Source organism: Hymenobacter plasmatis, assembly GCF_020711255.1.
Taxonomy (GTDB): domain Bacteria; phylum Bacteroidota; class Bacteroidia; order Cytophagales; family Hymenobacteraceae; genus Hymenobacter.
In genome coordinates this window covers 99,162-120,779 of sequence record NZ_JAJFAW010000016.1, presented here as the reverse complement: position 1 = coordinate 120,779, position 21,618 = coordinate 99,162, and the positions used below count along the sequence as shown (strand labels likewise).

Sequence of the window (21,618 nt, the reverse complement as noted above, 5' to 3'; positions counted from 1 at the left end):
GGCAAAAAAGCAGTGGTTAGGCAGTCGCTTCGTCGCTGAGGGCCTGCACAGCGGCCGTGAACTGCCGGCCCCGGTCTTCGTAGTTTTTGAATAAGTCGAAGCTGGCGCAGCAGGGCGAGAGCAGCACCACGTCGCCGGGGGCGGCCAGGGCGGCGGCGCGGCGCACGGCGTCGGTCATGCTCTGGGTTTCTTCCACGTGGGGTACCACGCTGTCGAAGGCGGCGTGGAGCTTGGCATTGTCCACGCCCAGGCAGATGAGAGCCTTCACGCGGGTTTCGGCCAGGTGCAGCAGGCTGCTGTAGTCGTTGCCCTTGTCGGTGCCGCCCGCAATCCAGACGATGGGCTGCTTGATGCCGTCGAGGGCGTACCAGGCGGCTTCCACGTTGGTGGCCTTGCTGTCGTTGATGAAGCGCACGCCGTTGATTTCGCCCACGGGCTGAAGGCGGTGCTCGGCGTTCTGGAAAGTGGGCAGGGCCGCCTCGATTTGCTCGGGGCTCACGCCCGCCACCCGGGCGGCCAGTACGGCGGCCAGGATATTCTGCCGGTTGTGCTGGCCAATTAAGGGCGAATTGGCGATGCTCACTTCCTGGCTATCGTCAGGGCTCAGGTCGGTGGTGAAGTCGACGCAGAGCGTGGTCTCGCCGGTGTAATAGCCGGCCAGGTGTACATCGTGGCGGTGGTGCAGGCTGAAGGGCAGCAGGCGCGTTTCCATAAAGGAAGACTGCAGGTAGCGGCCCGTCACTTCGTCGTCGGCGTTGTAGATGAAGGCGCCCTCGCTGTCCAGGTTGCGGGCAATGCGCAGCTTGGCCTGGGCGTAGTTTTCCAGGGAGTAGCCGTAGCGGTCGAGGTGGTCGGGGGTGATGTTGAGCAGCACCGCAATCCAGGGCTGGAAGTCGTGGGTGTCGTCCAGTTGAAAGCTGCTCAGCTCAATTACGTAGAAGTCGTGCTGATCGGCAATGACTTGCTCGGCCAGGCTGTAGCCCACGTTGCCGGCCAGGCCCACATTCAGGCCCGCACTTTTCAGCAAGTGGTAGGTGAGCAGCGTGGTGGTGGTTTTGCCGTTGGTGCCCGTGATGCAGATGCACTTGGCCTTGGTGTAGCGGCCCGCAAACTCGATTTCCGAGATGATGGGGATTTTCTTTTCGCGCAGCGCCTGAATCACGGGCGCTTTTTCGGGAATGCCGGGGCTCTTCACCACCTCCTCGGCTTGCAGAATGCGCTCCAGCGTGTGCTGGTTTTCCTCGAAGGCAATGCCCGCCTGCGTGAGCTTCTCCTTATAAGCCGGCTGAATGGCACCGCGGTCCGACACAAACACGGCGTGGCCTTTGGCCTGAGCTAACAGGGCCGCCCCAACGCCGCTTTCGGCCGCTCCCAACACAACGATGTTCATAATTAACGCAGTTTCAGAGTAACCAAGGTAATGACGGCCAGCATGATGCCCACAATCCAGAAGCGCGACACGATTTTGGATTCGTGATAGCCCAATTTCTGGTAGTGGTGGTGGAGCGGCGACATGCGCAGCAGGCGGCGGCCTTCGCCGTACTTGCGCCGGGTGTACTTAAAGTAGCTCACCTGCACGATAACCGACAGGTTCTCAATCAAGAACACGCCGCACAGAATCGGAATCAGCAGCTCCTTGCGCACGATAAGCGCCAGCACCGCAATGATGCCGCCCAGGGCCAGAGAGCCCGTGTCGCCCATAAATACCTGCGCCGGGTAGCTGTTGTACCACAAAAACCCGATGCACGCCCCCACGAAGGCCGTACAGAAAATAACCAGCTCACCGGAGTCCGGAATAAACATAACATCCAGGTAGTCAGCCAGCAGCGCATTGCCGCTCACGAAGGCGAAAATGGCCAGCGTGATGCCGATGATGGCCGAAGTGCCCGCCGCCAGCCCGTCGAGGCCATCGGTGATGTTGGCGCCGTTGCTCACGGCCGTTATCAGGAAGATGACGATGGGAATGTACAGGAAGCCATACAGGCCGTTGAAGAAGGTGCCGGCCGTGGCAAACAAGTCGCCGTAGTTCAGCTCGTTGTTCTTCATAAACGGCACCGTGGTAATCATCAGGTGCACGTCTTTGAATACTTTGCTGGCCTCAATGGCCGAATACTGGCCGTTGGGCAACAGGTATTCGCGCACGGTTATCTCGTTGCTGTAAAACAGCACCCAGCCCACCGTGATGCCCAGCCCAACCTGGCCCAGCACCTTAAACCGGCCGCTCAGCCCCTCCTTGTTCTTGCGAAACACCTTGATGTAGTCGTCGAGAAACCCAATCAGCCCCAGCCACACCGTGCTGAGCAGCATGAGGATAATGTAGATGTTGCGCAGCCGCGCCAGCAGAATCACCGGCACCAGAATGGCCAGGATGATGATGAGGCCGCCCATGGTGGGGGTGCCTTTTTTCTCGTTCTGCCCCTGCAGCCCCAGGTCGCGAATGCTCTCCCCCACCTGCTTTTTCTGCAGCACCCGGATGAGGCGATGCCCAAACAGCAAGGCAATGAGCAGGGAAATGACCACCGCCAGGCCGGCGCGGAACGTGGTGTACTGAAACACCCCGGCGCCGGGCAGATGGTAATGCTCGTGGAGGTAACGGAAAAGGTAAAAAAGCATTCGGGAATAGTTAGAACGTCATATTGGGCGCCGCAGTCCAGCCCCCGGCACGAGGTTTCTTGGATTACTTGTTCAGTTCAGAAAAAATCTCAGTCAGCACCAGCTTGTCATCGAACGGGGTTTTCACGCCGCGAATCTCCTGGTAGTTCTCGTGCCCTTTGCCCGCTACCAGCACAATGTCATTAGCGCCGGCCAGCTCAACGGCCTTTTTAATAGCGGCGCGCCGGTCGGCCACGGTGATTACTTTGGCCGAGTCGGGCGCCGTCACGCCGGCCTGCATCTGGGCCAGAATGTCGTTGGGGTCTTCAAAGCGCGGGTTGTCGGCCGTGAGTATGACCTTGTTGGAGAGGCGCGCGGCCAGGTTGGCCATAATGGGGCGCTTGGCCGCGTCGCGGTTCCCGCCGCAGCCTACCACCGTGATAATTTGCTGGCTGGGCTGACGGATTTCGTGCAGCGTTTGCAGCACGTTTTCCAGGGCATCAGGGGTGTGGGCGTAGTCGATGATGCCGGTCACGCCCTGCTTGGCAGACACGACCGGCTCGAAGCGGCCGGGCGCCGTGGTCAGGCCCGAGAGGATGGTGAGCACCTCGGTGGGGTCTTCGCCCAGCAGCACGGCAGCCCCGTACACGGCCAGCAGGTTATAGGCATTGAACACGCCAATGAGCCGAAACAGGATTTCGCGGCCGTCAATCTCGAGGTGCAGGCCGTGCACTTCGTTGGCCACGAGCTTGGCGCGGAACGTAGCGGCCCCGCGCAGGGAATAGGTTTCGCGGCGGGCGGCGGTGTTTTGCAGCATCACCAAGCCGCGCTTGTCATCGGCGTTGGTGAGCGCGAAAGCCGTCTTGGGCAGGGCATCGAAGAAGCCCTTTTTGGCTTTCAGGTAGTTGTCGAACGTGCCGTGGTAGTCGAGGTGGTCGTGGGTGAGGTTGGTGAACACGCCCCCGGCAAAGCGCAGGCCAGTCACACGGTGTTGGGCCACAGCGTGGCTGCTCACTTCCATGCAGGCGTGGGTGCAGCCGGCCGCTACCATCCGGGCCAGCAGCGCATTCAGCCGAATGGAGTCGGGCGTGGTGTGGGTGGAGGGAATAACTTCCTCGTCAATCTGGTTTTGCACCGTGCTCAGCAAGCCGGCGTGGTAGCCCAACTCGCGCAACAGCTTGTGCAGAAGTGTAGCGCACGTGGTTTTGCCGTTGGTACCCGTGATGCCGATGAGTTGCAGCTGCCGCGACGGGTGCCCGTAGAACGCGGCTGCCATATGGGCCAGGGCGGCTGCGCTGTTTTCCACCACTACATAAGAAGTAGCCGGGTTCAGCTCCGCCGGCAGCTCCTCACACACCACGGCAGCCAGCCCCTGCGCCACGGCAGTCTCAATAAACTTGTGGCCGTCGGTGGCCGTGCCGCGCAGGGCACAAAATGCCACACCCGGGCCCGCCTCGCGCGAATCGAGCGTGAGCGCAGTAATCAGCACGTCGGTGGGGCCGTGCTGAGCCAGCACGGTCACGTCGGTAAGCAGGGAAAAGAGTGGTAGAGAAATCATTGAAATAACGTTCAGCTCACATGAAAGCAAGCATTGCCCAACGGCTATGCCCGGCGGACGGCAGTTTTTGCAGAAGCCGGGGCAGCTGCTTTTTTAGCATTCTTGGGAGCAGCTTTTTCGGTTGCAGCCTTGGCCTTGGAGGCAGTTCTTTCAGTAGTGGGTGCCGGCTTGGAAGCGGCTTCGGTAGCTGCCTTGGGCTTGGTGCGAACTGGCGGGTTTACCTTGGCCTTGGCCGACGAGGCGAAAGGCTTTGTCACGAGCGCCTTGGCCACCGGCTCGGGGTCGGCAGGAGTCAGTAGCTTGTTTTCTGCCAAGTCGGTGTGCTCAGGCTCCGGCAAAGCCTTGGGCGCAGTCAGACGCGGGCCCGACTCCACCAGCGTCAGCGTGATAACATCGCCCCGCTTGATGGGCGAGCCCACCGGCAACGACTGCTCCCGCACCCGGCCGGTACCCATGGCTCGCACGTGTAGGCCCCGGTTCTCCAGCAGAAACAGAGCATCGCGCAGCGAAAGGCCGCTTACCTGAGGCACGCGACCCGGACGCACCGGGTTCACGACCAGCGCCACCGTGCGCGCGTGAAACGCTGTGTCAGAAGCCGCGCGCACCCACTCTTCGCCGCCCGTAGCCTGGGTCTTGCCGGCCAGGCCCAGCTTCTGGCACACCAGGGCCAGCTCGTCCTGCATGCCGGCGCGTACCAGCGGCACGTGGCTCTTGTTCAGGCGGGCTTTGGCGAGCAGCGGGCGCTGGCTCAGCAGGTCGCGGGCCATGCACTTATCGGCCACCTCGCGGAACACCGGCGCAGCCACATCGGCGCCGTAGATGCGGCCGTTGCGGGGCGAGTCCACCACCACAATGCAGCTGTACTTGGGCTTATCGGCCGGGAAGTAGCCGCAGAAGCTCGTGGAGTAGGTTTTGGTATACTGGCCGTTTTTGAACTTCCAGGCCGTACCGGTTTTACCGGCAATGCTGTAGTCTTTGGGCCGGATGGCGCGGGCGGTGCCCTCGGTCACTACCCCTTCCATCATGGCTTTCACCTTGGCCAGGGTGGCCTCCGAGCAGATTTTGGGGTTCAGTACCTTGGTTTCGTTGCGCTGCAATACCTTATCGGCCTGCTTGATTTCTTTTACGATGAGCGGCTGCACCTTCACGCCGCCATTGGCTACGGCGTTGTAAAAGGCCAGGGTTTGCAGGGGGGCCAGCTTCAGCTCGTAGCCGATGCTCATGGTGGTGAGTGAAGTTTTGCTCCAGCTGCGGTCCGTGGGGTCTTTCACGTAGGGCCGGGCCTCGCCGGCCATCTGGAAGCCCAGGGGCTTGTCGAGGCCGAACTTCTTGAGGTAATCGGTGTACTCGGTGGGGTTTTTCGAAAAGTTCTCGTTCACCAGCCGGGCCACCCCGATGTTGGACGACTTCTCGAACACCTGCTGCACCGTGATGCGCCCGTACCCGTGCGAGTCCGATTTCACGGCGCCGCCCACCAGCATGCGGCCGTTGCCGGTGTCCACTATATCGTCGAGCTTGATGTCGGGCCGGGCCTCGAACAAGGCCATCATCGACGCCAGTTTGAAAGTTGAGCCGGGCTCGGTGCGGCCCTGGTCGGCAAAAGCGTAGTTGTAGTCCTCCTTATAGGTATCGTCCGAAGCCTTGCCCAGGTTGGCCACGGCCTTGATTTCGCCGGTGGCTACCTCCATCAGTATCACGCAGCCATATTCGGCATTGTTGTCGACCAATGACTTGTACAAGGCATTTTCGGCCACGTCCTGCAGGTTGATGTCGAGCGTCGTCTTCACATCGTAGCCGGGCAGGGGCTTGATTTCGGTGCCGTCGTACACGGGTTTCACGCCGCCGGGCACCCGCTCAAACAAGGCCTCGCCGGATTTGCCCGCCAAACTTTGCTCGAAGGTGTACTCCAGACCGGCGCCGTGGTGGTCCTCATTGACGAAGCCAATGGTGCGCTGGGCCAGCCCCCCAAAGGGCCGGAAGCGCTTGTCTACCTTCTCAAAAATGGCCCCGCCTCGGTTGCGCTTGGCCCGGAAGATGGGCCATTTGGCCAGCAGCTTCTTTTCCTGAAAGTTGATTTGGCGGGAGTTGAGCCGGATGTACCGCACCATGGGGTGGCGAGGGTCGCGGGCATTCACCAGCCGGCGGCGGTACTCCTGCACGCTGCGGTCGCCAAAAAAGTGAGATAAATGCCAGGCCAACGAATCCACGCCGGCCCGGAATACGGCATCGTCGACCACGCCAGGGTCCCAGGCCACCCGGTAGAAGGGCAGCGAGGTAGCCATAATGCTCTCGTTATCAGAGTAAATATTACCCCGTGTGGCCGGTACCGGCTGGTAGCTGATGCGCCGCTCCTGCTCCAGGGCCCGCCACTTGGTGCCTTCCTGGTACTGAATCTTGGTGGCCTTCCAGAAAATAGCGCTCGAAAACACGGCGACCCCCAAAAAGGCCAGCCGCACCCGCGTGACAATGGACTTCTTTACGCTGCCTTTCATCGGGAATGGGCTCTAACTGCCTGCTTGGTTGTCGGTTTCGCTTTGTGCGGGCTTGTGCCTTTTTGTGCCTTGCTCCTGCTGTTGGGCTTATTGTTCGAGCTAGCTTTTGCTGGCCTGGATTTCGCTTTTATGGGTTGAGCTGAAGCGCGGCGCGCGGCCGAAACAGGCGCGCTGGCCTCAGTAGTATCGCCATCCAGGGCCAGGGGCGGCGCTATGATTTCGGGGCCGCTGTTCTCGTCGTCACCCGTTGTCGCGGCCCTATTGCGGCCGGCCAGCACGTCGTTTTGCTGAGCTGCAGCCGAGTCTCGAGCAGCTCGGGCGGCCAGGGTATCGGCCGTAAGCACGGGCATCAACTCCAGCTCTGCCGCATCTAGGTGCCCGGCGGGCACGGAGATGCGAAAAGGCGGCGACGAGCTTTCCACCAAGCCAAAGGCGGCCACTTTGCGGGCCACCTCGCTCTGTTTGCTCGCCTCCATGTAGTCAGATTTCAACGTGGTGTAGTCGGCACGCAGGTCTTCGGTCTCCTGCTTGAGGCGCTGAATGCTGCGGTTCATGCGGTTGCCGTAGTGCGTATTGCCGATGTAAAGCAGCGTGATGGCCATAATAAACAGCAGGTGCGGCAGGAAGCGCACCGGCAGGCCTTCCCGAAACAGGCCGTCCACGCTGGTTACTCGGTCGAGCAGGGAGAACAGGCTCCAGTTGCTTTTGGGGCGGGGTTCGGGTTTTGACTTGCGAGGGCGGGGCTCGGCGGCCGGGGCTCGCACCGGCTCCGGCTCGGGTACTTCCACCGCCGCGGCTTCGGGCATCACCTCAGGGGCCGGCGCGGGTACTTCGCGGGGCACGTTGGCCCGGCGCGGGCTGTCGGAGGGTTTGAGCGTATTGGTGGCCACAGGCTGCTAGTCAGGAATGCTTTTACACGAACTTAAAAAGGCGTTACGCGAAGGTTGATAGGTGAGGATTGGCGGGACCTGCAGGCGAAAACCGCCGCTATCCCCGCCTGAAATCCGTTCACTCATTTCGAATCGCAACACGCAATTTAGCACTTCGAGCTCGGCTATTCAGCGCTACTTCGGCGGGGTCGGCTTCTTCGGGCTTGCGGTTCACGGCTTCAAATGGCTTGCTTTCATTGCCAAAGAAGTCTTTTTCCACGGACCCAAAAAACTTACCCTTGGCAATAAAATTTTTCACCAGCCGGTCTTCCAGCGAATGGTAGCTGAGCACGACCAGGCGCCCGCCCGGCCGCAGCACCTCGGCGGTTTGCAGCAGCATCTCCTGCAAGGCCTGCATTTCCTGGTTTACCTCGATGCGCAGGGCCTGGAATACCTGGGCCAGATACTTGTTCTCCTTGCCGCGGGGGGTGCATGGCTGAATGGCCTGCTTGAGTTCGGCAATGGTTTCGAGACGCCGCCCGCGCCGCGCCGCTACCACCGTCTGAGCCAGGGTCCGGGCGTTGGTCACTTCGCCGTACATGCCGAAGATGCGGTGCAGGTCGGCCTCCTTGTAATCGTTCAGGATATCGGCGGCCGTCAGGGGGCCGTCGGGGTCCATACGCATGTCCAGGGGCCCATCAAAACGGGTCGAAAAGCCCCGTTCCGGCGTATCAAACTGGTGCGAGCTAACCCCGAGGTCGGCCAGCAGGCCATCTACCGGCAAAGCGCCAAACCGCTGCAATTCAGATGTTAAATCCCGGAAATTGGCCTTTACAAATGTGAATTGGGGGCGAGTTAACTTTTCTGCTTCGGCTTCCGCGTCCGCATCCTGGTCGAAACTGTAGAGGTGGCCGGTGGTGAGCTTTTCGAGGATGCGGGCCGAGTGCCCTCCCCCACCAAAGGTGACGTCGACGTACCGGCCGTTGGGCTGAATGTCGAGCGCGGCCAGGCATTGGGCCAGCATCACCGGACGGTGGTAGGCGGTATCGTTGGAATAGTCGCTCACGCAATGGGCCCGCCTAGCGGCGGCGTATCAACCGACAAAAACTTCTGTGCCAACTTACTAAAGCTTTGCTGGTCTTTGATTAGAAACTCATCGTAACGGCTGGGGTCCCAGATTTCGCACCGGTTGCCCAAGCCAACGATAATAGCTTCCTTCTCGATACCCGCGTATCGTAACATGCTACGTGGCAGCATGAAACGGCTGATACTATCAAGCTCCACTTCAGTCATGCCCCGGAAAAAATTCCGCTGAAACTGGCGGTACTCCTCGTTGAATTCATCGAGGGCCATCACCTTCTCGTGGATGACGCCCCAGGCCGCCCGGGGGTACAGCACCAGGCAGGGCTCAAAGCCGCGCACGAGCACCAGCTGGTTGCCGGACTGCTCGGGCAGGTTGCCTTTTACTTTGGCCGGCAACACAAGCCGCCCCTTCGGGTCAAGCTTGCATTCGTATTCACCGGACAGCAGATTCATGGGCACAGACCGTCACAGGAAAGTTGAACGGTATTGGCAAATGTACGGGAAGGCCTTCGAAAACCAACCACGATTTACCATTTCCTACCACAAAAGAAATAGGGCCTTCATATATATTTAAAGTGGGTTTTCGAGCCGGTTTAGCGTCGGGGGATTATCACCCCCCTCATTACCCCAGCTCAGAATTGCCAAAGTGTCAGCCGTTGAATTGGGCTGACTTCTGGCTGGCTCGCGCTACATTTTTGGCCAGATTCTACACCTACTGAGCCCGATTTCCACACTGCTCCTCCGGCACCGAAGCCGTATCTTTGCCCGGTAATGCTACGCTACTCTTTATGCCGTCGCTTCGTCAGCCTGGTGCTGGCCGTGTTGGTGCTCATCACCTCGGTGGGCCTCACGGTGCAGCGCCATACCTGCCGCATGAGTGGAATCAGCAAGGTGGATGTATCGGTCACGGGGCAGGCGGCGCTGCGGGGCTGCGATGGGCAGCTGGCACCCGCCAAGCCGATGGCCAAGGACAACTGCTGCGACTTTAGCAGCCACCTCCACAAGCTGTCGGTGCCCGCCCACGAGCTCGCGGCGAAGGTGCTCGTGCCGGCTCCACTGCTGGCCGTTTGGCTGCCGGCGCCCGCCTGGGCGCCGCTTGGGCTGGTTCAACTGCCCGAGGCGCCCGGCCCCCGCTGGTTCGCCGCCGATTCTTCGCCCCCACCCCTGGGCGGACGCGGGCTGCTGGCATTTGCCTGCACGCTGGTAGTCTAGGTTTTTCTGAAAATGCCCGTTGCCACGCTGGTTGCAACGAGGAGGGTCCGCGCGCTTTGCGCCGACCTTTTTTCACAAAAACCTAAATTACTGCTATTTATGAAATCCATCTGCGGGCACCGCCCGCTGCTTGCTATGCTTGCCCTGCTGGTGGCTTGGGTGCGGCCGGAATCGGCTGTGGCCCAATCGGCTGCCATCGCCCCGGTGCGGGGCGAAGTCACGGAGGCCGGCAAAGCCACTCCCCTACCCGGCGCGCTGCTGCGCTGGCTCTTCGACGGGGCCGAGGCCGAAGGCCCAACCACCACGACCGTTACCGACGCGGCCGGACGCTTTACCCTGCCGCGGCCGGCGCGCGCGGCCTCGCGCCTGGTGGTGCAGGCCCTGGGCTACCAGGCCGATACCCTGGCCGTGCCAGCCACCGGCGCCCCCTACCTGCGCGTAGCCCTACGCGCCGGCCAGGAACTGGGCGAAGTCACCGTGACAGCCCGCGCCCCGGCTTACTCGGCTATAACGCCAGCCAACGTGCAGGTGATATCGGCCCGGGACCTCACCAAATCGGCGTGCTGCAACCTGGCCGAGAGCTTCGAAACCAACGCCTCGGTAGAAGTCACTACCTCCGATGCCGTGTCCGGCGCCAAGCAGATTCAGCTGCTTGGGCTGGATGGCAGCTACTCGCTGCTGACCGTGGACAACCAGCCGGCTCTGCGCGGGCTGGCCGCGCCCTACCGCCTGGGCTACCTGGCCGGGCCGTGGATTGAAAACATCGAAATCATCAAGGGCACGGGCTCGGTGGTGAACGGGTACGAAGCCATTTCGGGCCAGGTGAACGTGAAGCTGAAGGAGCCCGAGAAAACCGACCAGCTGCTGTTCAACATCTACGGCAACGACCTCGGGAAATTTGATGTCAACCTGAACGCATCAGCCCGCATCAACCCCAAGTGGAGCACGGTGCTGCTGCTGCACTCCGACCACCTCGGCAACCGCGTGGACCGGAACGGCGATAAGTTTTTGGACTTGCCCCTGGCCACCCAGTTCAATGCCTTCAATAAGTGGAAGTACATTTCCGGTACCGGCTTCGTGAGCGAAGTTGGGCTGGGGGCGTTGCGGGAAACCCGGCAGGGCGGCCAAACGGATTTTCGCGATACCGGCGATGCCGGCGCGTACCTGCAGCACTACGGCACCACGCAGGCCACCACGCGCTACACGGGCTACGCCAAGACATCGTATACCTGGCCCTCGCGGCCGTTCCAAAGCCTGGGCCTGCTGCTGAGTGGCACAGACCACGCCTTCACTTCGGCCTATAGCCCGGCTTACTCGCTGGCGCCCACCACGGGGCCCCGCACCTATGATGGCAACCAGCGCACCGGCCTGGGCACCCTGCTTTTCCAGAGTGCCTTGGGCAACACCTCCCACGTGTACCGGGCGGGGCTGAGCTTTCTGTATGATGACTACCGGGAGGTGTTTCGCGATGGCCACCGCTACCCCACCGAAACGAACGCTGACGTGTACGCCCGGGAGCACCGCAACCGGCTGGAGCTGGTGCCCGGCGCCTTTGCCGAGTACACCTACCAGAACAGCCGCAACCTGACCGTGGTAGCCGGCCTGCGCGCCGACCGCCACAACCTCTACGGCTGGCAGGTGACGCCCCGGCTCAACCTGAAGTACGACGCAGCCAAGAACACCGTGCTGCGGCTGGCGGCGGGCCGCGGCTTCCGCGTGGCCAACCCCATTGCCGACAATGCGGCCATGCTGGCCAGCGCGCGCCAGTTTCTCATCAGCAACAACCTGCGGCCGGAGCGGGCATGGAATATCGGCGGCAGCGCCACGCAGTACTTCACAGTGTTGGGCCGGCAGGCGACGTTTGTGGCCGACTACTACCATACCGAATTTGATAACCAAGTGGTGGCCGACATGTACACCTCGGCCCGCTACATCGACATCCAGAACCTGGGCCCGGGCGGCCGGTCCTTTGCCCGCAGCCTGCAGGGCGAGCTGCAAATTGAGCCCCTGAAAGGCCTGCAAGTGAAGGGCGCCTACAAGTACCTCGACGTGCGCACCACCTACGACGGCGTGCTACTGGCCAAACCACTCACGCCCACGCACCGCGCCTTTGTGAACCTGGGCTACGCCAGTGCCTTCGACAAATGGCGCGGCGACTTCACCGTGCAGTGGTTTGGCCAGCGCCCGCTGGCACACATCACCAGCACCCACGCCCATGGCGCGGGGCTGGAATACACGCCCGAGCTGGCGCCGCGTTACGGCCTGCTCAATGCCCAAATCACAAGAGCGTTTAAACGCCTGGAAGTGTATGCAGGCGTGGAAAACCTTACCAACTACCGCCAGCCCAACCCCATCGAAGGCGCCGATAACCCTTTGGGGCCGAATTTTGACGCTGCCATGGTGTGGGGCCCGGTGTATGGCCGCCTCACCTACGCCGGCCTGCGTTACCGCATCGAGTAGCGGTAAACTTTTGCCTCGTTAACTTTTTCCGGCAGCAATTTTGTTATGGCTGTCACCACCCAGCACTCTCTAAATCTTCACCATGAAATTCCTCCTAGCGCTCCCGCTATTCGCATTATTAAGCTTCTCGCCTAACGCCCAAGCGCAAACCGCACCAGCTACCGCAGCCAAAGCCGGCAATACGGCCACCGCCCAATTCAAAACTTCGGCGGTGTGCGACATGTGCAAGGCGCGCATCGAAAAAAGCCTGGCCTATGAGAAGGGCGTGCAAAGCGCCACGCTCGACGTGCCCAGCAAGGTCCTCACCGTGACGTACCGGCCCGACAAAACCACGCCGGCCAACCTGCGCACCGCCGTTCAAAAAACCGGCTACGACGCCGACGAGCTGACCGCCGATACTCGCGCCTACAACCGCCTGCCGGACTGCTGCAAGAAAACCAACACCGTGCACACCGACTCGCACTAACCGAAGTTGAGCTAACAAAAGGGCCTCGTTCTGCTGAGAGCGGGGCCTTTTTTATTTCGTTTGCCACAGCCGCCACCACGGCAGGTACGGCTGGTCGTGGTGCTCGTAATGGTAGCCGAAGAAGTAGCAACTCACGAAGGCCCACAGGTGGTGCCGGAACTGGCTGCGCGACTTGTGCGGGTTATCGGGGGCGTGCTCGCCACGGTGCGGCAGGTAGGTACCAAAGAAGAACAGTTGAAACGTGGCCAGCACTGCCGGCACCATCCAAAAGGCAATAACATTAGCCTGCGGGAAACACACTTTCAGCACGTTGTATGTGATGGCCATGAGAGCGACCTGCCACCACGTGACGTAGTTCCAGGCGAAGCGCAGGAACCAAGGCAGAAAGCCCGGGTGCCGGCCATCGTGGAAATCCGGGTCGTCGGGGGTGCCCACATGGCGGTGGTGGGCGTGGTGCTTGGGCAGTTGGCCCGGAAACCAGTTGTAGGCAAACAGGCCCGCAGCCACCGTCCCGATGGTGTTGTTGACGCGCTTGTTGGCGCTCACGAGGCCGTGCATGGCGTCGTGGGCCGTGATGAACAGGCCCGTGTACAGGTGCGTTTGCAGCAGCACCAGCACGTAGGGCACCGGGCTGCGCCAGTTGGGCTGATAAAAGGCCAGCAAAAACGTAAGCAAAGCCGCCCACGCCGTGAACACCGCCAGCGCCACGGCCACGCCTTTCGCGCCCAGCGGCGCGGGGGCCACCCGGCGGGAAGCAGCAACGGCAAGAGTGGGTTGGGCTGTGGTCGGCATTACACTAATCGACTACGAAAAGAGTGGCCCCGGTGGCGGTGCTGCTGCGGTGGGCTTCGGCACCATCGGCTACCTGGTAGCTCATGCCGGGCGTGAGGACGAACTGGCGCCCGTCGGCCAGCTCGGTGTGCAGCTCGCCGGCCACCACCAGGAGGAAGTGGCCCTTCTGGCACCAGTGGTCGGCCAGGTATTCGGGGCTGTACTCCACCATGCGCACCCGCACGGGGCCAAACTGCCTAGTGCGCCAGGTAGCCACGCCGGTGGTGCCGGGGTGCTGCTCGCCGGCAACATCCGGCCAATTGGTGACGCCAAAGGGCAAGTCCGTTATCTGCATAGCATCGGGCTGAGCTGGTCTACAAATTCAGCAGCCGGTCGCGCACCTGCTCCATCAGCCACATAGGGGTGCTGGTGGCCCCGCAAATGCCCACCGACTGGCCCGGCAGAAACCAGTTGGGCTGAATTTCGCCCACATTGGAAATGAAGTGGGTTTGCGGGTTCGTTTCCAGGCACACCTGGTAGAGCACCTTGCCGTTGGAGCTTTTGGTGCCCGACACAAACACGATTTGGTCAAATTGAGCTGCAAACCGGCGCAAATCCTTGTCGCGGTTGCTCACCTGCCGGCAAATCGTGTCGTTGGCATTCACCTGAAAGCCCCGCCCCTCCAGTTCATTCTTGATGTTGTAAAAACTGTTGGTGCTCTTCGTGGTCTGGCTGTAGAGGGTAATGTTGTCGGGCAGCTCGTGGCTCAGCAGCTCGTCCAGGTTTTCAAATACCACGGCGTTGCCGCTGGTTTGGCCCAGCAGCCCAAGCACTTCAGCGTGCCCGTGCTTGCCGTAAATGAAAATCTTCTCCTTCTTATCGTAGCTGGTTTTGATGCGGTTTTGCAGCTTGAGCACCACCGGGCAACTGGCGTCAATCAGCGTCAGGTTATTTTCCATGGCCATCTGGTAGGTGGCCGGCGGCTCGCCGTGCGCCCGGATTAGCACGGCCTCGTCGCGCAGCGCAGCCAGCTTTTCGTGGCAGATAATGCGCAGGCCGCGGGCCTCCAGCCGCTGCACTTCTTCATCGTTGTGCACGATGTCGCCTAAGCAGTACAAATAGCCCTGCTCATCAAGCAAGTCTTCAGCCATTTGAATGGCGTAAATCACACCAAAGCAAAAGCCGGAGTTGGGGTCAATTCGGACGCTGAGCGACATTTTCGGCATAGGCCAAGGTAACCAGCAACCTACCCGCAAGGTTGCGAAGCACGGGCCTATCTTCCGAAAAATACGTAAGTAAAGCGCATTTTGGATTGGCAAAGGCATTACGCCGCCAAAATCCTGGCTACGCTGCCCTTACGCAGGGCAGTGCCCGGGTTGCTACTCCGCTACCTTGCTCAGGCGCTGGGCCTGCTCGTCGCTCACGTGGCCGCGCTCCACCAAGAAGTTGCGCACCGTCCGGAAGGCCTCCGGGTCGAGCCCCGACTTGGGGTGGCTGAGCGCCGCGTTGAGCAGCAGTTCCTTGTCTTCGTCGATGTGTTTGCTCAAACCCAGGAAGGCGGGCAGGTTACTTTCCACGGAAAAGCGCAAAAAGCGGATTTCGGGGTTTTGCGGGTCGAGGCCCACGGCCTGCTCGAAGGTGCGCGCGGCGTCCTGCACATATGTAAGCTTGTTGAACATCGAGGCGTCGCGGGCCCGGATGGCTTCGGCAGCAGCCTTGTAGCCCAGCACCAGGGCATTGCCGTCTTTGTAGTCGGCCAGCAGCTTGTAGAATTTTTCGCCGGCGGTTTTGTCGGCAGCAGCTTGCTCGTAATGGCGGCGTAGGGTGGCGGGGGGATAAGGAGTCGACACGTGTTTTTTTACGGGAGTGGATGAAGCAGGAAGCAGAACGCGGGGGGCAGCAACCGTCGAAACGTGATGCAGCCCAACCGTGCCCGTGGGGTTTCCACCCTTACGTAAATCGGCGGCCGAGGAGCCAGACCAGATGCCTGCAATACCGAGGAAAAGGAGCCCGCTGGGAATCTTCATATCTGCAAAATTACTTAGCTCAACCGCAACTAGCCGGCGCTAAGCAAAACCCGTGCTCGAAAACTGCCTCAAATGCGCGACAGCCGGTAGCGGAAATAAGACCCCAACAGCAACAGCAGCTTGGTGTTATCGGGCACCCGCACCCGCTCGCCCAAAATGCGGGCGGCCGGTAACTTCTTTATTTTATAAAATAATTTCAGGTAGTACACATAAGCCAGGTACACGCCCAGTTTGGCGCAGCGCGGCAGCTGCACAATACCCTCGTAGGCAGCTTCAAAATCGGCCTTGATGTCGGCCTCGATTTCCTGCTTGGTGGCGTCATTAAAGCGCTGATACACCACGCCCGGGAAGTACACGCGGCCCCGCTCCTCGTAGTCGGAGCGGATGTCGCGCAGAAAATTCACTTTCTGAAATGCCGCGCCCAACCGCCGCGCCGGCTCGCGCAGCCGGTCAAACAGGGCCGTGTCGCCGTCACAAAAAATGCGCAGGCACATCAGCCCCACCACTTCGGCCGAGCCGTAGATGTACTCGTTGTACAAGCCGGGGTGGTAGTTCTGGTCTTCCAAATCCAGGGCCATGCTGTGCAGAAAGGCCTCAATAAACTCGCGGTCGATGCCATACTGCCGCACAACGTGCTGGAAGGAATGCAACACCGGATTGAAGCTCAGGCCGGTTTCCAGCGCCTCGTAGGTTTGCCGGCGGAAGTCGGCCAGCAGCGCAGCCTTGTTGTGGTCATGGAACGTGTCCACTATTTCATCGGCCCAGCGCACAAACCCATACACGGCGTACACCGGCAGGTGCAGCTTGGGGTCGAGCGTGCGAATACCCAGCGTAAACGAAGTGCTGTAGCGACCCGTGATGAGCTTGCTGCACGCCAGGCTGGTATCCGTGAATAGTTTAACGTGGTCCATTATTGAATGAGGAATGACGAATGACAAATGAGGAATTACCGGGCCAGCAATTCTTCATCCCTTATTCTTCATTATTAATTTTCTTTTAGCACCTCTCCTGCCACCACTTGGCCGGATATCAGCGAAGGCGGCACGCCCGGCCCGGGCACGGTAAGCTGACCGGTGAAATACAAATTACTGATTTTTTTACTCTTCAGGGTGGGCTTCAGAATAGCCGTTTGCTTGAGGGTATTAGCTAAACCGTAGGCGTTGCCTTTGTAGCTGTGGTAGTCGGAGATAAAGTCCTGGTGGGCATAGCTCCGTTTGTAAACCACGGCATCGCGGATGCTGTGGCCGCAGTGCTGTTCGAGCCGGTCCATCAGCATGTCGTAGTACCGCTCGCGGGTGGCTTCGTCATCGGTCAGATTGGTCGCCACGGGAATTAGCAGAAACAGGTTTTCCTGGCCTTCGGGGGCTACAGTGGGGTCGGTTTTGCTGGGCACCGAGGCGTAGAACAGCGGCCGGCTGGGCCACTGTGGCTGCTCGTAAATCTCGCGGGAGTGCTGGTTAAAATCCTCGTCGAAAAACAGGTTGTGGTGGCGCAGCTTGTCCAGCTTTTTGTTCACCCCGAGGTAGAACAGCAGCGACGACGGCGCCATGGTGCGCGAGTCCCAGTACTTCTCGTCGTAATGCCGGTGTTCGGGCTTCAGCACTTCCTGCTCGATGTGGTGGTAGTCGGCACCGGCCACCACGGCATCGGCCGCGAAAAAGCCGCTGGCTGTGCGTACCCCGGTGCTACGGCCCTGCTCCACCACGATTTCCTCTACCTCTTCATTGCAGCGGATTTCCACGCCCAACTCTTCGGCCAGGCGCACCATGCCTTCCACTATCTTGTGCATGCCGCCTTTGGGGTACCAAGTGCCCAGCGCCAGGTCGGCGTAGTTCATGAGCGAGTACAGCGCGGGCGTATTCTCGGAAGTAGCTCCCAGAAACAGGATGGGAAACTCTACCAGCTCCAGCAGCCGCGGGTCTTTAAAGAAGCGGCGCACGTGCTTGTGCATGCTCTGCAGCACGTCCATACGCACCATGTCGACGAGCAGCTTGGGGTCGGCAAACTCGAGTAGAGAGCGGCTGGGCGCGTATACCAATCGGTTGATGCCCACCTCGTATTTGTAAGCCGCCTGCTTCAGAAACTCATCGAGCCGGGCGGCGCTACCGGGCTCGTAGCGTTCGAACAGGGCGCGCAGCTCGCTCATCTTCGCCGGGATGTCCACAGCTTCCGGCCCCTTGAAAATCACCTGGTACGACGGGTCGAGCCGCTGCAGCTCATAGTAGTCGGCTACTTTCTTGCCGAAGCGGGCGAAGTATTTATCAAACACATCGGGCATCCAATACCAGCTTGGGCCCATGTCGAAGGTGAAGCCCTGGGCCCGAAAAACCCGGGCCCGGCCGCCGGGGCCTTCGTTCTTCTCGAGCACCGTGACGCGCCAGCCGGCCTGCGCCAGCGTAGTGGCCGCCGCCAAGCCCGCGAAACCGGCGCCGATAACGATGGCGTGCTTAGGATTTTTGCTTTGCAACGGGAGTTTTTAAACTGGAGTAAACTATAAACAGACAAGCAAGTACGTCATCCAGAGCGCCGCGAACCGGAGGTCGGCGTAGCCAAGCATCTCGCAGTCATTTATTCAAGCGTCTGTCATGCTGAGCCTGCGAAGCATCTTCTCACGCTGAAGTCGTTCTTAGGCGATAAGATGCTTCCTTCGTCAGCATGACAAGCGGCGCGGTAGAGATGCTTTGCTGCGCTCTGCATGACGGCCGTTGTTAAAAGTAAACCGCCGGCCCCGCGCCGCGGGTGCAGCAGCAAGGCCGGCGGCCAAGGTCTTCGATCCAGCAAGCTAGTCCTCAACGGTTTCGCTCGTTTCGGCGGCTGATGCGCCTACCGGAGCATACACCTGCAGAGCCGACTTGAGCTCCTTTCGGGCAATGTGAATTCGGTTTTTAACGGTACCGATGGGGATTTGCAGCTTCTCGGCAATCTCCATGTACTTGTAGCCGATGTAGTACATCATGAACGGCGTGCGGTAATCGGTGCCCAGGCCGGCGATGGCCTCGTTGATGTCGCGCACCACAAAATCCGAAGTGGCGCCGTTGTAGGTGATATAGTTCTGGTCGGTGTTGAAATACTGGAAATACTCCGTCGAATCGATGTTGGAGCTGCGCTTGGTAATCTTGTTGTAGTTGTTGATGAAGGTGTTGCGCATGATGGTATACAACCACGCCTTCAGGTTGGTACCGGCTTTAAACTTGTCCTTATTGAGCAGGGCTTTGAGGAGGGTTTCCTGCACTAAATCCTTGGCGTCATCAGCGTCTCGCGTCAAGTTCATGGCGGCGGGCCGGAGGGTGAGCGAAATCTTCTGCACTTGCGAGGTGAATTCTAGCGAAGTCATGCTGTTTAGCTTTTCGTGGCCGATTGTTAAACAAATATACGAGTCCTAACTGAATTTGACCACGGATGCCAAAAGAATTTTAGGCTGCTACCCTCATTATCTATCGTTGTCGCGTCAAGCTAGGCAGTTGGGCCATTCCCTTGGCCCGTTCCTCGCCCAACGGCCGGCTTTTCTCGGCGGCCGGACGCATTTACGGGCACGAGTGGCAAGCGGATTGAGCGGCCGCCCGGGCTTCTAGGCCGGTACCGGAGCCAAATTATTTTCGCTAATCATGGCCAGAAAATCGGTCATGAGCGGGGGCGTCACAAAATTGGGGGGCAGCACCAGCCCTTCCTGGCGGGCCAGGTTGCCGTACAGCACCACCCGCCCCACAGGGCACAACTGGAGCAGCTCCTGGGCAAACTCGCCAATGCGCGTGCGGTCGGGCTGCGTGGTGAGCACCGTCACCAGGGCGTTGGGCCGATAGAACTGGCACACCATAGTGAGCTCCTTGATGGGCATATTTTGGCCCAAGTACAAGGTGTGCTGGCCCCGCGAGCGCAGGGTGTAGTTCATGAACAGCAGGGCCAATTCGTGCAACTCGTGCTCGGGCAAAAACAGCAGCCACCGGGGCGCATCCGTGGAGCCAATGGGTGGCAGCGCATCGGTGGCGGCGAGCAGTTTCTGGCGCAGCAAGTGGGAAAGCAGGTGCTCCTGCGACAAATTCATGGTGCCAGCCAGCCACATCAGCCCAATTCGCTGCAGCAGCGGGTACGCCACCTGCAGCATCATGTTTTCAAACCCCAGCTGGCTGGTGGCGTCGTCGAGCAGCTGGTTGAGCCGCACCTCGTCGAAGGTGAGCATGGCCGCCAGTAGGGCATTCACTTGCAGCTGGTAGTCGTGCGCATCGTTGCCGCAGGCCAGTACGGCGGCCTGAATCTCGGCATCGCTGAGGCAGGCGACCTGCGAAATGCGCTTGCCCCGCCCACAGAGCGTGGTCACGTTGAGCAGGCGGCGCAGGTCGTCGTCGCAGTACAAGCGGATATTGGTGGCCGTGCGCACGGGCCGCAGCAGGCCATAGCGCTGCTCCCACATCCGAATGGTGTGCGCCTTAATGCCCGAAAGCTGCTCTAAGTCGCTGATGGAGAAGTGGCCCATTTTTAATCGAAATCAAGTACTGAGAAGTATAAAGCGAATCGGGGAGAATTGTTTGAGGCAACCGAAATCACCTACTATTCCACCGTGCTTTTGCTTTTCCCCTTTTTGGCCGCGGCTTGCCGGCGCGCCAGCTGCAGGTATTTGGGCGACACCCACAGCAGGCCAAACTCCTGGGAGCCGTTGCGGCCATCGGTTTTGTGGTGCGTTTTGTGGGCCATGTTCAGCGCCCGCAGGTAGGGGTGCTTCGATTTTTTCCAGAAGCGCAGGCGGCCATGAATTAGCACGTCGTGCACGAAAAAGTAGACCGTACCGTAGGCTGCAATGCCCACGCCCACCCAAAACCACCAGCGCCCGCCATCGTCGCCCGTAATAAAGAGCGCGGCCGAAATGCCCCCGTAAATCAGAAAGAACAGGTCGTTGCGCTCCACCGGGTGCGGGTGCCGCACGTGGTGCGAGCGGTGCAAGAACCACAACGGGCCGTGCTGCACAAACTTGTGCATGAACCACGCCCAGAACTCCATGAAAGCAAACGTTGTGAGGGTGATGCCAAGGGCAGGCAGAATCGTCATGCGGAAGTAACCAGAGCAGGGAAAGGGATGTTTGGAAACGACGCAGAAACGCCGCCCCGCCCCAAACGAATTGCGGGAGCAGAACGGCGTTCCAGTCTATTGGGCTGCTAAATAACGACTTTTCACGCTACCAGCTAATCTTCTCCTTGCGCAGAAACGCATTGATGCCTTGGCGGCAGTCTTCAGAGCCCCGGGCTTCGGCGTTGCGCTGGGCGGCGTAGCGCAGGCCTTCTTCCAGGTCCATTTCCGGCAGGCGGGCCAGCATTTCCTTGGTTACCTCCATGCTCTGGCCCGAGTTTTCGCGGCACAGGCGCTGGGCGTAGGCATTCACGGTAGCGGCCAGCTCTTCCTTCGAGGCCAGAAAGGTGATAAGGCCCATGTCGAGGGCCGATTGGGCTGAAATGGCGTCGCCGCTGAGCAACAGCTGCTTGGTGCGGGCCTCCCCTATTTTGCGCAGCAGAAACACGCTGACAATGGCCGGCAGAAAGCCGATTTTCACTTCGGTGTAGCCGAACTTGGCATCGGGCACGGCAAAGGTGAGGTCGCAGATGGCGGCGAGGCCGCAGCCGCCCGCCAGCGCGTGGCCCTGCACCTGGCCGATGACCACCTTTTTGAGGGTGTAAATCTGGTGGAAGAGCTGCATGAGGTGGGTGCTGTCTTCCAGATTGTCGGTGTAGCCAAACCCCTGCAGGTCCTGGATGTAGGCCAAATCGGCACCGGCGCAGAACACGTCGCCGGCGGCGCGCAGCACAATGACTTTGACCGTTTCGTCGTTCTCGGCAAAGTCAAAAGCCTGCTTCAGCTCAGTTACCACGTCGGCGTTCAGGGCGTTGCGCTTGTCGGGCCGGTTGAGCGTGATATAGCCGATGCGGTCCTGCACATCGTAGCGGATGTAGCGGAGCGCTTCGAGTTCGGGAGTAAGCAGATTTTCCATGGGAAACAGGAACTAGCGCGGACGGATGGTTATATCTAAGGATGACCATAAGCGGCGAAATGGTGGCATCCTTTGAGGCAATTAACGCAAAAAACGTCCAAGGAGATTATAATC

The 21,618-nt window shown here is 60.2% G+C and carries 20 protein-coding genes; 3 read left to right on the top strand and 17 right to left on the bottom strand.

Annotated elements, in window-relative coordinates:
• Positions 1–16: 16 nt before the first annotated feature.
• The 7 genes from murD to mraZ all read right to left on the bottom strand — a co-directional run bounded on the left by murD (position 17) and on the right by mraZ (position 9,047).
• Positions 17–1,390 carry a UDP-N-acetylmuramoyl-L-alanine--D-glutamate ligase gene (gene murD / locus LJ738_RS13055; protein ID WP_227786780.1) on the bottom strand — a complete coding sequence of 458 codons (1,374 nt, stop codon included), beginning with the start codon at positions 1,388–1,390 and terminating at the stop codon, positions 17–19.
• Between the two features lie 2 nt (positions 1,391–1,392).
• Entirely contained in the window at positions 1,393–2,613 is a 1,221-nt protein-coding gene (gene mraY, locus LJ738_RS13050; RefSeq protein ID WP_227786778.1) for a phospho-N-acetylmuramoyl-pentapeptide-transferase, read from the bottom strand.
• A gap of 64 nt (positions 2,614–2,677) precedes the next feature.
• On the bottom strand, positions 2,678–4,150 hold the full coding sequence (locus LJ738_RS13045) for a UDP-N-acetylmuramoyl-L-alanyl-D-glutamate--2,6-diaminopimelate ligase (protein WP_227786776.1): 1,473 nt from the start codon (positions 4,148–4,150) through the stop codon (positions 2,678–2,680).
• Positions 4,151–4,194: 44 nt separating this feature from the next.
• A complete protein-coding gene (locus LJ738_RS13040; protein WP_317206801.1) occupies positions 4,195–6,642 on the bottom strand; it encodes a penicillin-binding protein in 2,448 nt (815 codons plus the stop codon).
• Positions 6,639–7,532: an FtsL-like putative cell division protein gene (locus tag LJ738_RS13035; protein WP_227786775.1), complete on the bottom strand. Its 894-nt coding sequence runs from the start codon at positions 7,530–7,532 to the stop codon at positions 6,639–6,641. Before LJ738_RS13035 ends, LJ738_RS13040 begins: the two co-directional genes overlap by 4 nt.
• Before the next feature lie 118 nt (positions 7,533–7,650).
• Entirely contained in the window at positions 7,651–8,577 is a 927-nt protein-coding gene (rsmH, locus tag LJ738_RS13030; protein ID WP_227786773.1) for a 16S rRNA (cytosine(1402)-N(4))-methyltransferase RsmH, read from the bottom strand.
• Positions 8,574–9,047 carry a division/cell wall cluster transcriptional repressor MraZ gene (mraZ, locus tag LJ738_RS13025; RefSeq protein WP_227786771.1) on the bottom strand — a complete coding sequence of 158 codons (474 nt, stop codon included), beginning with the start codon at positions 9,045–9,047 and terminating at the stop codon, positions 8,574–8,576. Before mraZ ends, rsmH begins: the two co-directional genes overlap by 4 nt.
• A 318-nt stretch (positions 9,048–9,365) precedes the next feature.
• Here mraZ and LJ738_RS13020 point away from each other — a divergent pair, with 318 nt between their 5' ends.
• From LJ738_RS13020 to LJ738_RS13010, 3 genes are all read left to right on the top strand, one after another.
• Positions 9,366–9,806 (top strand): HYC_CC_PP family protein, encoded by a 441-nt coding sequence (locus tag LJ738_RS13020; RefSeq protein ID WP_227786769.1) that lies wholly within the window; start codon positions 9,366–9,368, stop codon positions 9,804–9,806.
• A 99-nt stretch (positions 9,807–9,905) separates the two neighbouring features.
• Positions 9,906–12,266, top strand: coding sequence for a TonB-dependent receptor (locus LJ738_RS13015; protein ID WP_227786767.1), 2,361 nt, complete (start codon positions 9,906–9,908; stop codon positions 12,264–12,266).
• A gap of 82 nt (positions 12,267–12,348) precedes the next feature.
• A complete protein-coding gene (locus tag LJ738_RS13010; RefSeq protein ID WP_227786765.1) occupies positions 12,349–12,732 on the top strand; it encodes a heavy-metal-associated domain-containing protein in 384 nt (127 codons plus the stop codon).
• Positions 12,733–12,783: 51 nt separating this feature from the next.
• On the opposite strand, the gene LJ738_RS13005 is transcribed toward LJ738_RS13010, so the two are convergent.
• The 10 genes from LJ738_RS13005 to LJ738_RS12960 form a co-directional block, all read right to left on the bottom strand.
• Positions 12,784–13,524 carry a fatty acid desaturase gene (locus tag LJ738_RS13005; RefSeq protein ID WP_227786763.1) on the bottom strand — a complete coding sequence of 247 codons (741 nt, stop codon included), beginning with the start codon at positions 13,522–13,524 and terminating at the stop codon, positions 12,784–12,786.
• 4 nt (positions 13,525–13,528) lie between these two features.
• Entirely contained in the window at positions 13,529–13,858 is a 330-nt protein-coding gene (locus LJ738_RS13000) for a DHCW motif cupin fold protein (RefSeq protein ID WP_227786761.1), read from the bottom strand.
• 19 nt (positions 13,859–13,877) lie between these two features.
• Positions 13,878–14,720, bottom strand: coding sequence for a 4-hydroxy-3-methylbut-2-enyl diphosphate reductase (locus LJ738_RS12995; protein ID WP_227786789.1), 843 nt, complete (start codon positions 14,718–14,720; stop codon positions 13,878–13,880).
• A 162-nt stretch (positions 14,721–14,882) separates the two neighbouring features.
• A complete protein-coding gene (locus LJ738_RS12990; protein WP_227786760.1) occupies positions 14,883–15,353 on the bottom strand; it encodes a hypothetical protein in 471 nt (156 codons plus the stop codon).
• Between the two features lie 245 nt (positions 15,354–15,598).
• Entirely contained in the window at positions 15,599–16,441 is an 843-nt protein-coding gene (locus tag LJ738_RS12985) for a phytoene/squalene synthase family protein (RefSeq protein WP_227786759.1), read from the bottom strand.
• A 74-nt stretch (positions 16,442–16,515) separates the two neighbouring features.
• Entirely contained in the window at positions 16,516–17,997 is a 1,482-nt protein-coding gene (locus tag LJ738_RS12980) for a phytoene desaturase family protein (RefSeq protein WP_227786757.1), read from the bottom strand.
• 315 nt (positions 17,998–18,312) lie between these two features.
• The gene (locus LJ738_RS12975) at positions 18,313–18,864 is read right to left on the bottom strand and encodes a sigma-70 family RNA polymerase sigma factor (RefSeq protein WP_227786756.1); all 552 of its coding nucleotides are present in this window, start codon (positions 18,862–18,864) and stop codon (positions 18,313–18,315) included.
• Positions 18,865–19,098: 234 nt separating this feature from the next.
• Positions 19,099–20,001 carry a MerR family transcriptional regulator gene (locus tag LJ738_RS12970; RefSeq protein WP_227786755.1) on the bottom strand — a complete coding sequence of 301 codons (903 nt, stop codon included), beginning with the start codon at positions 19,999–20,001 and terminating at the stop codon, positions 19,099–19,101.
• 74 nt (positions 20,002–20,075) lie between these two features.
• On the bottom strand, positions 20,076–20,570 hold the full coding sequence (locus LJ738_RS12965; protein ID WP_227786754.1) for a sterol desaturase family protein: 495 nt from the start codon (positions 20,568–20,570) through the stop codon (positions 20,076–20,078).
• A gap of 127 nt (positions 20,571–20,697) precedes the next feature.
• Positions 20,698–21,504 (bottom strand): enoyl-CoA hydratase/isomerase family protein, encoded by an 807-nt coding sequence (locus LJ738_RS12960; protein ID WP_227786753.1) that lies wholly within the window; start codon positions 21,502–21,504, stop codon positions 20,698–20,700.
• Positions 21,505–21,618 lie beyond the last annotated feature (114 nt).

Excerpts from the sequence above, each read along its gene's own strand:
- LJ738_RS12995 (WP_227786789.1), bottom strand. The coding sequence starts at position 14,720 with ATGTCGCTCAGCGTCCGAATTGACCCCAACTCCGGCTTTTGCTTTGGT.
- LJ738_RS12970 (WP_227786755.1), bottom strand. The coding sequence starts at position 20,001 with ATGGGCCACTTCTCCATCAGCGACTTAGAGCAGCTTTCGGGCATTAAG.
- LJ738_RS13000 (WP_227786761.1), bottom strand. The coding sequence starts at position 13,858 with ATGCAGATAACGGACTTGCCCTTTGGCGTCACCAATTGGCCGGATGTT.
- LJ738_RS12985 (WP_227786759.1), bottom strand. The coding sequence starts at position 16,441 with ATGGACCACGTTAAACTATTCACGGATACCAGCCTGGCGTGCAGCAAG.
- LJ738_RS13010 (WP_227786765.1), top strand. The coding sequence starts at position 12,349 with ATGAAATTCCTCCTAGCGCTCCCGCTATTCGCATTATTAAGCTTCTCG.
- murD (WP_227786780.1), bottom strand. The coding sequence starts at position 1,390 with ATGAACATCGTTGTGTTGGGAGCGGCCGAAAGCGGCGTTGGGGCGGCC.
- LJ738_RS13040 (WP_317206801.1), bottom strand. The coding sequence starts at position 6,642 with ATGAAAGGCAGCGTAAAGAAGTCCATTGTCACGCGGGTGCGGCTGGCC.
- LJ738_RS13005 (WP_227786763.1), bottom strand. The coding sequence starts at position 13,524 with ATGCCGACCACAGCCCAACCCACTCTTGCCGTTGCTGCTTCCCGCCGG.
- LJ738_RS12960 (WP_227786753.1), bottom strand. The coding sequence starts at position 21,504 with ATGGAAAATCTGCTTACTCCCGAACTCGAAGCGCTCCGCTACATCCGC.
- mraY (WP_227786778.1), bottom strand. The coding sequence starts at position 2,613 with ATGCTTTTTTACCTTTTCCGTTACCTCCACGAGCATTACCATCTGCCC.
- mraZ (WP_227786771.1), bottom strand. The coding sequence starts at position 9,047 with ATGAATCTGCTGTCCGGTGAATACGAATGCAAGCTTGACCCGAAGGGG.
- LJ738_RS12965 (WP_227786754.1), bottom strand. The coding sequence starts at position 20,570 with ATGACGATTCTGCCTGCCCTTGGCATCACCCTCACAACGTTTGCTTTC.
- LJ738_RS13020 (WP_227786769.1), top strand. The coding sequence starts at position 9,366 with ATGCTACGCTACTCTTTATGCCGTCGCTTCGTCAGCCTGGTGCTGGCC.
- LJ738_RS13015 (WP_227786767.1), top strand. The coding sequence starts at position 9,906 with ATGAAATCCATCTGCGGGCACCGCCCGCTGCTTGCTATGCTTGCCCTG.
- LJ738_RS12975 (WP_227786756.1), bottom strand. The coding sequence starts at position 18,864 with ATGACTTCGCTAGAATTCACCTCGCAAGTGCAGAAGATTTCGCTCACC.
- LJ738_RS13045 (WP_227786776.1), bottom strand. The coding sequence starts at position 4,150 with ATGATTTCTCTACCACTCTTTTCCCTGCTTACCGACGTGACCGTGCTG.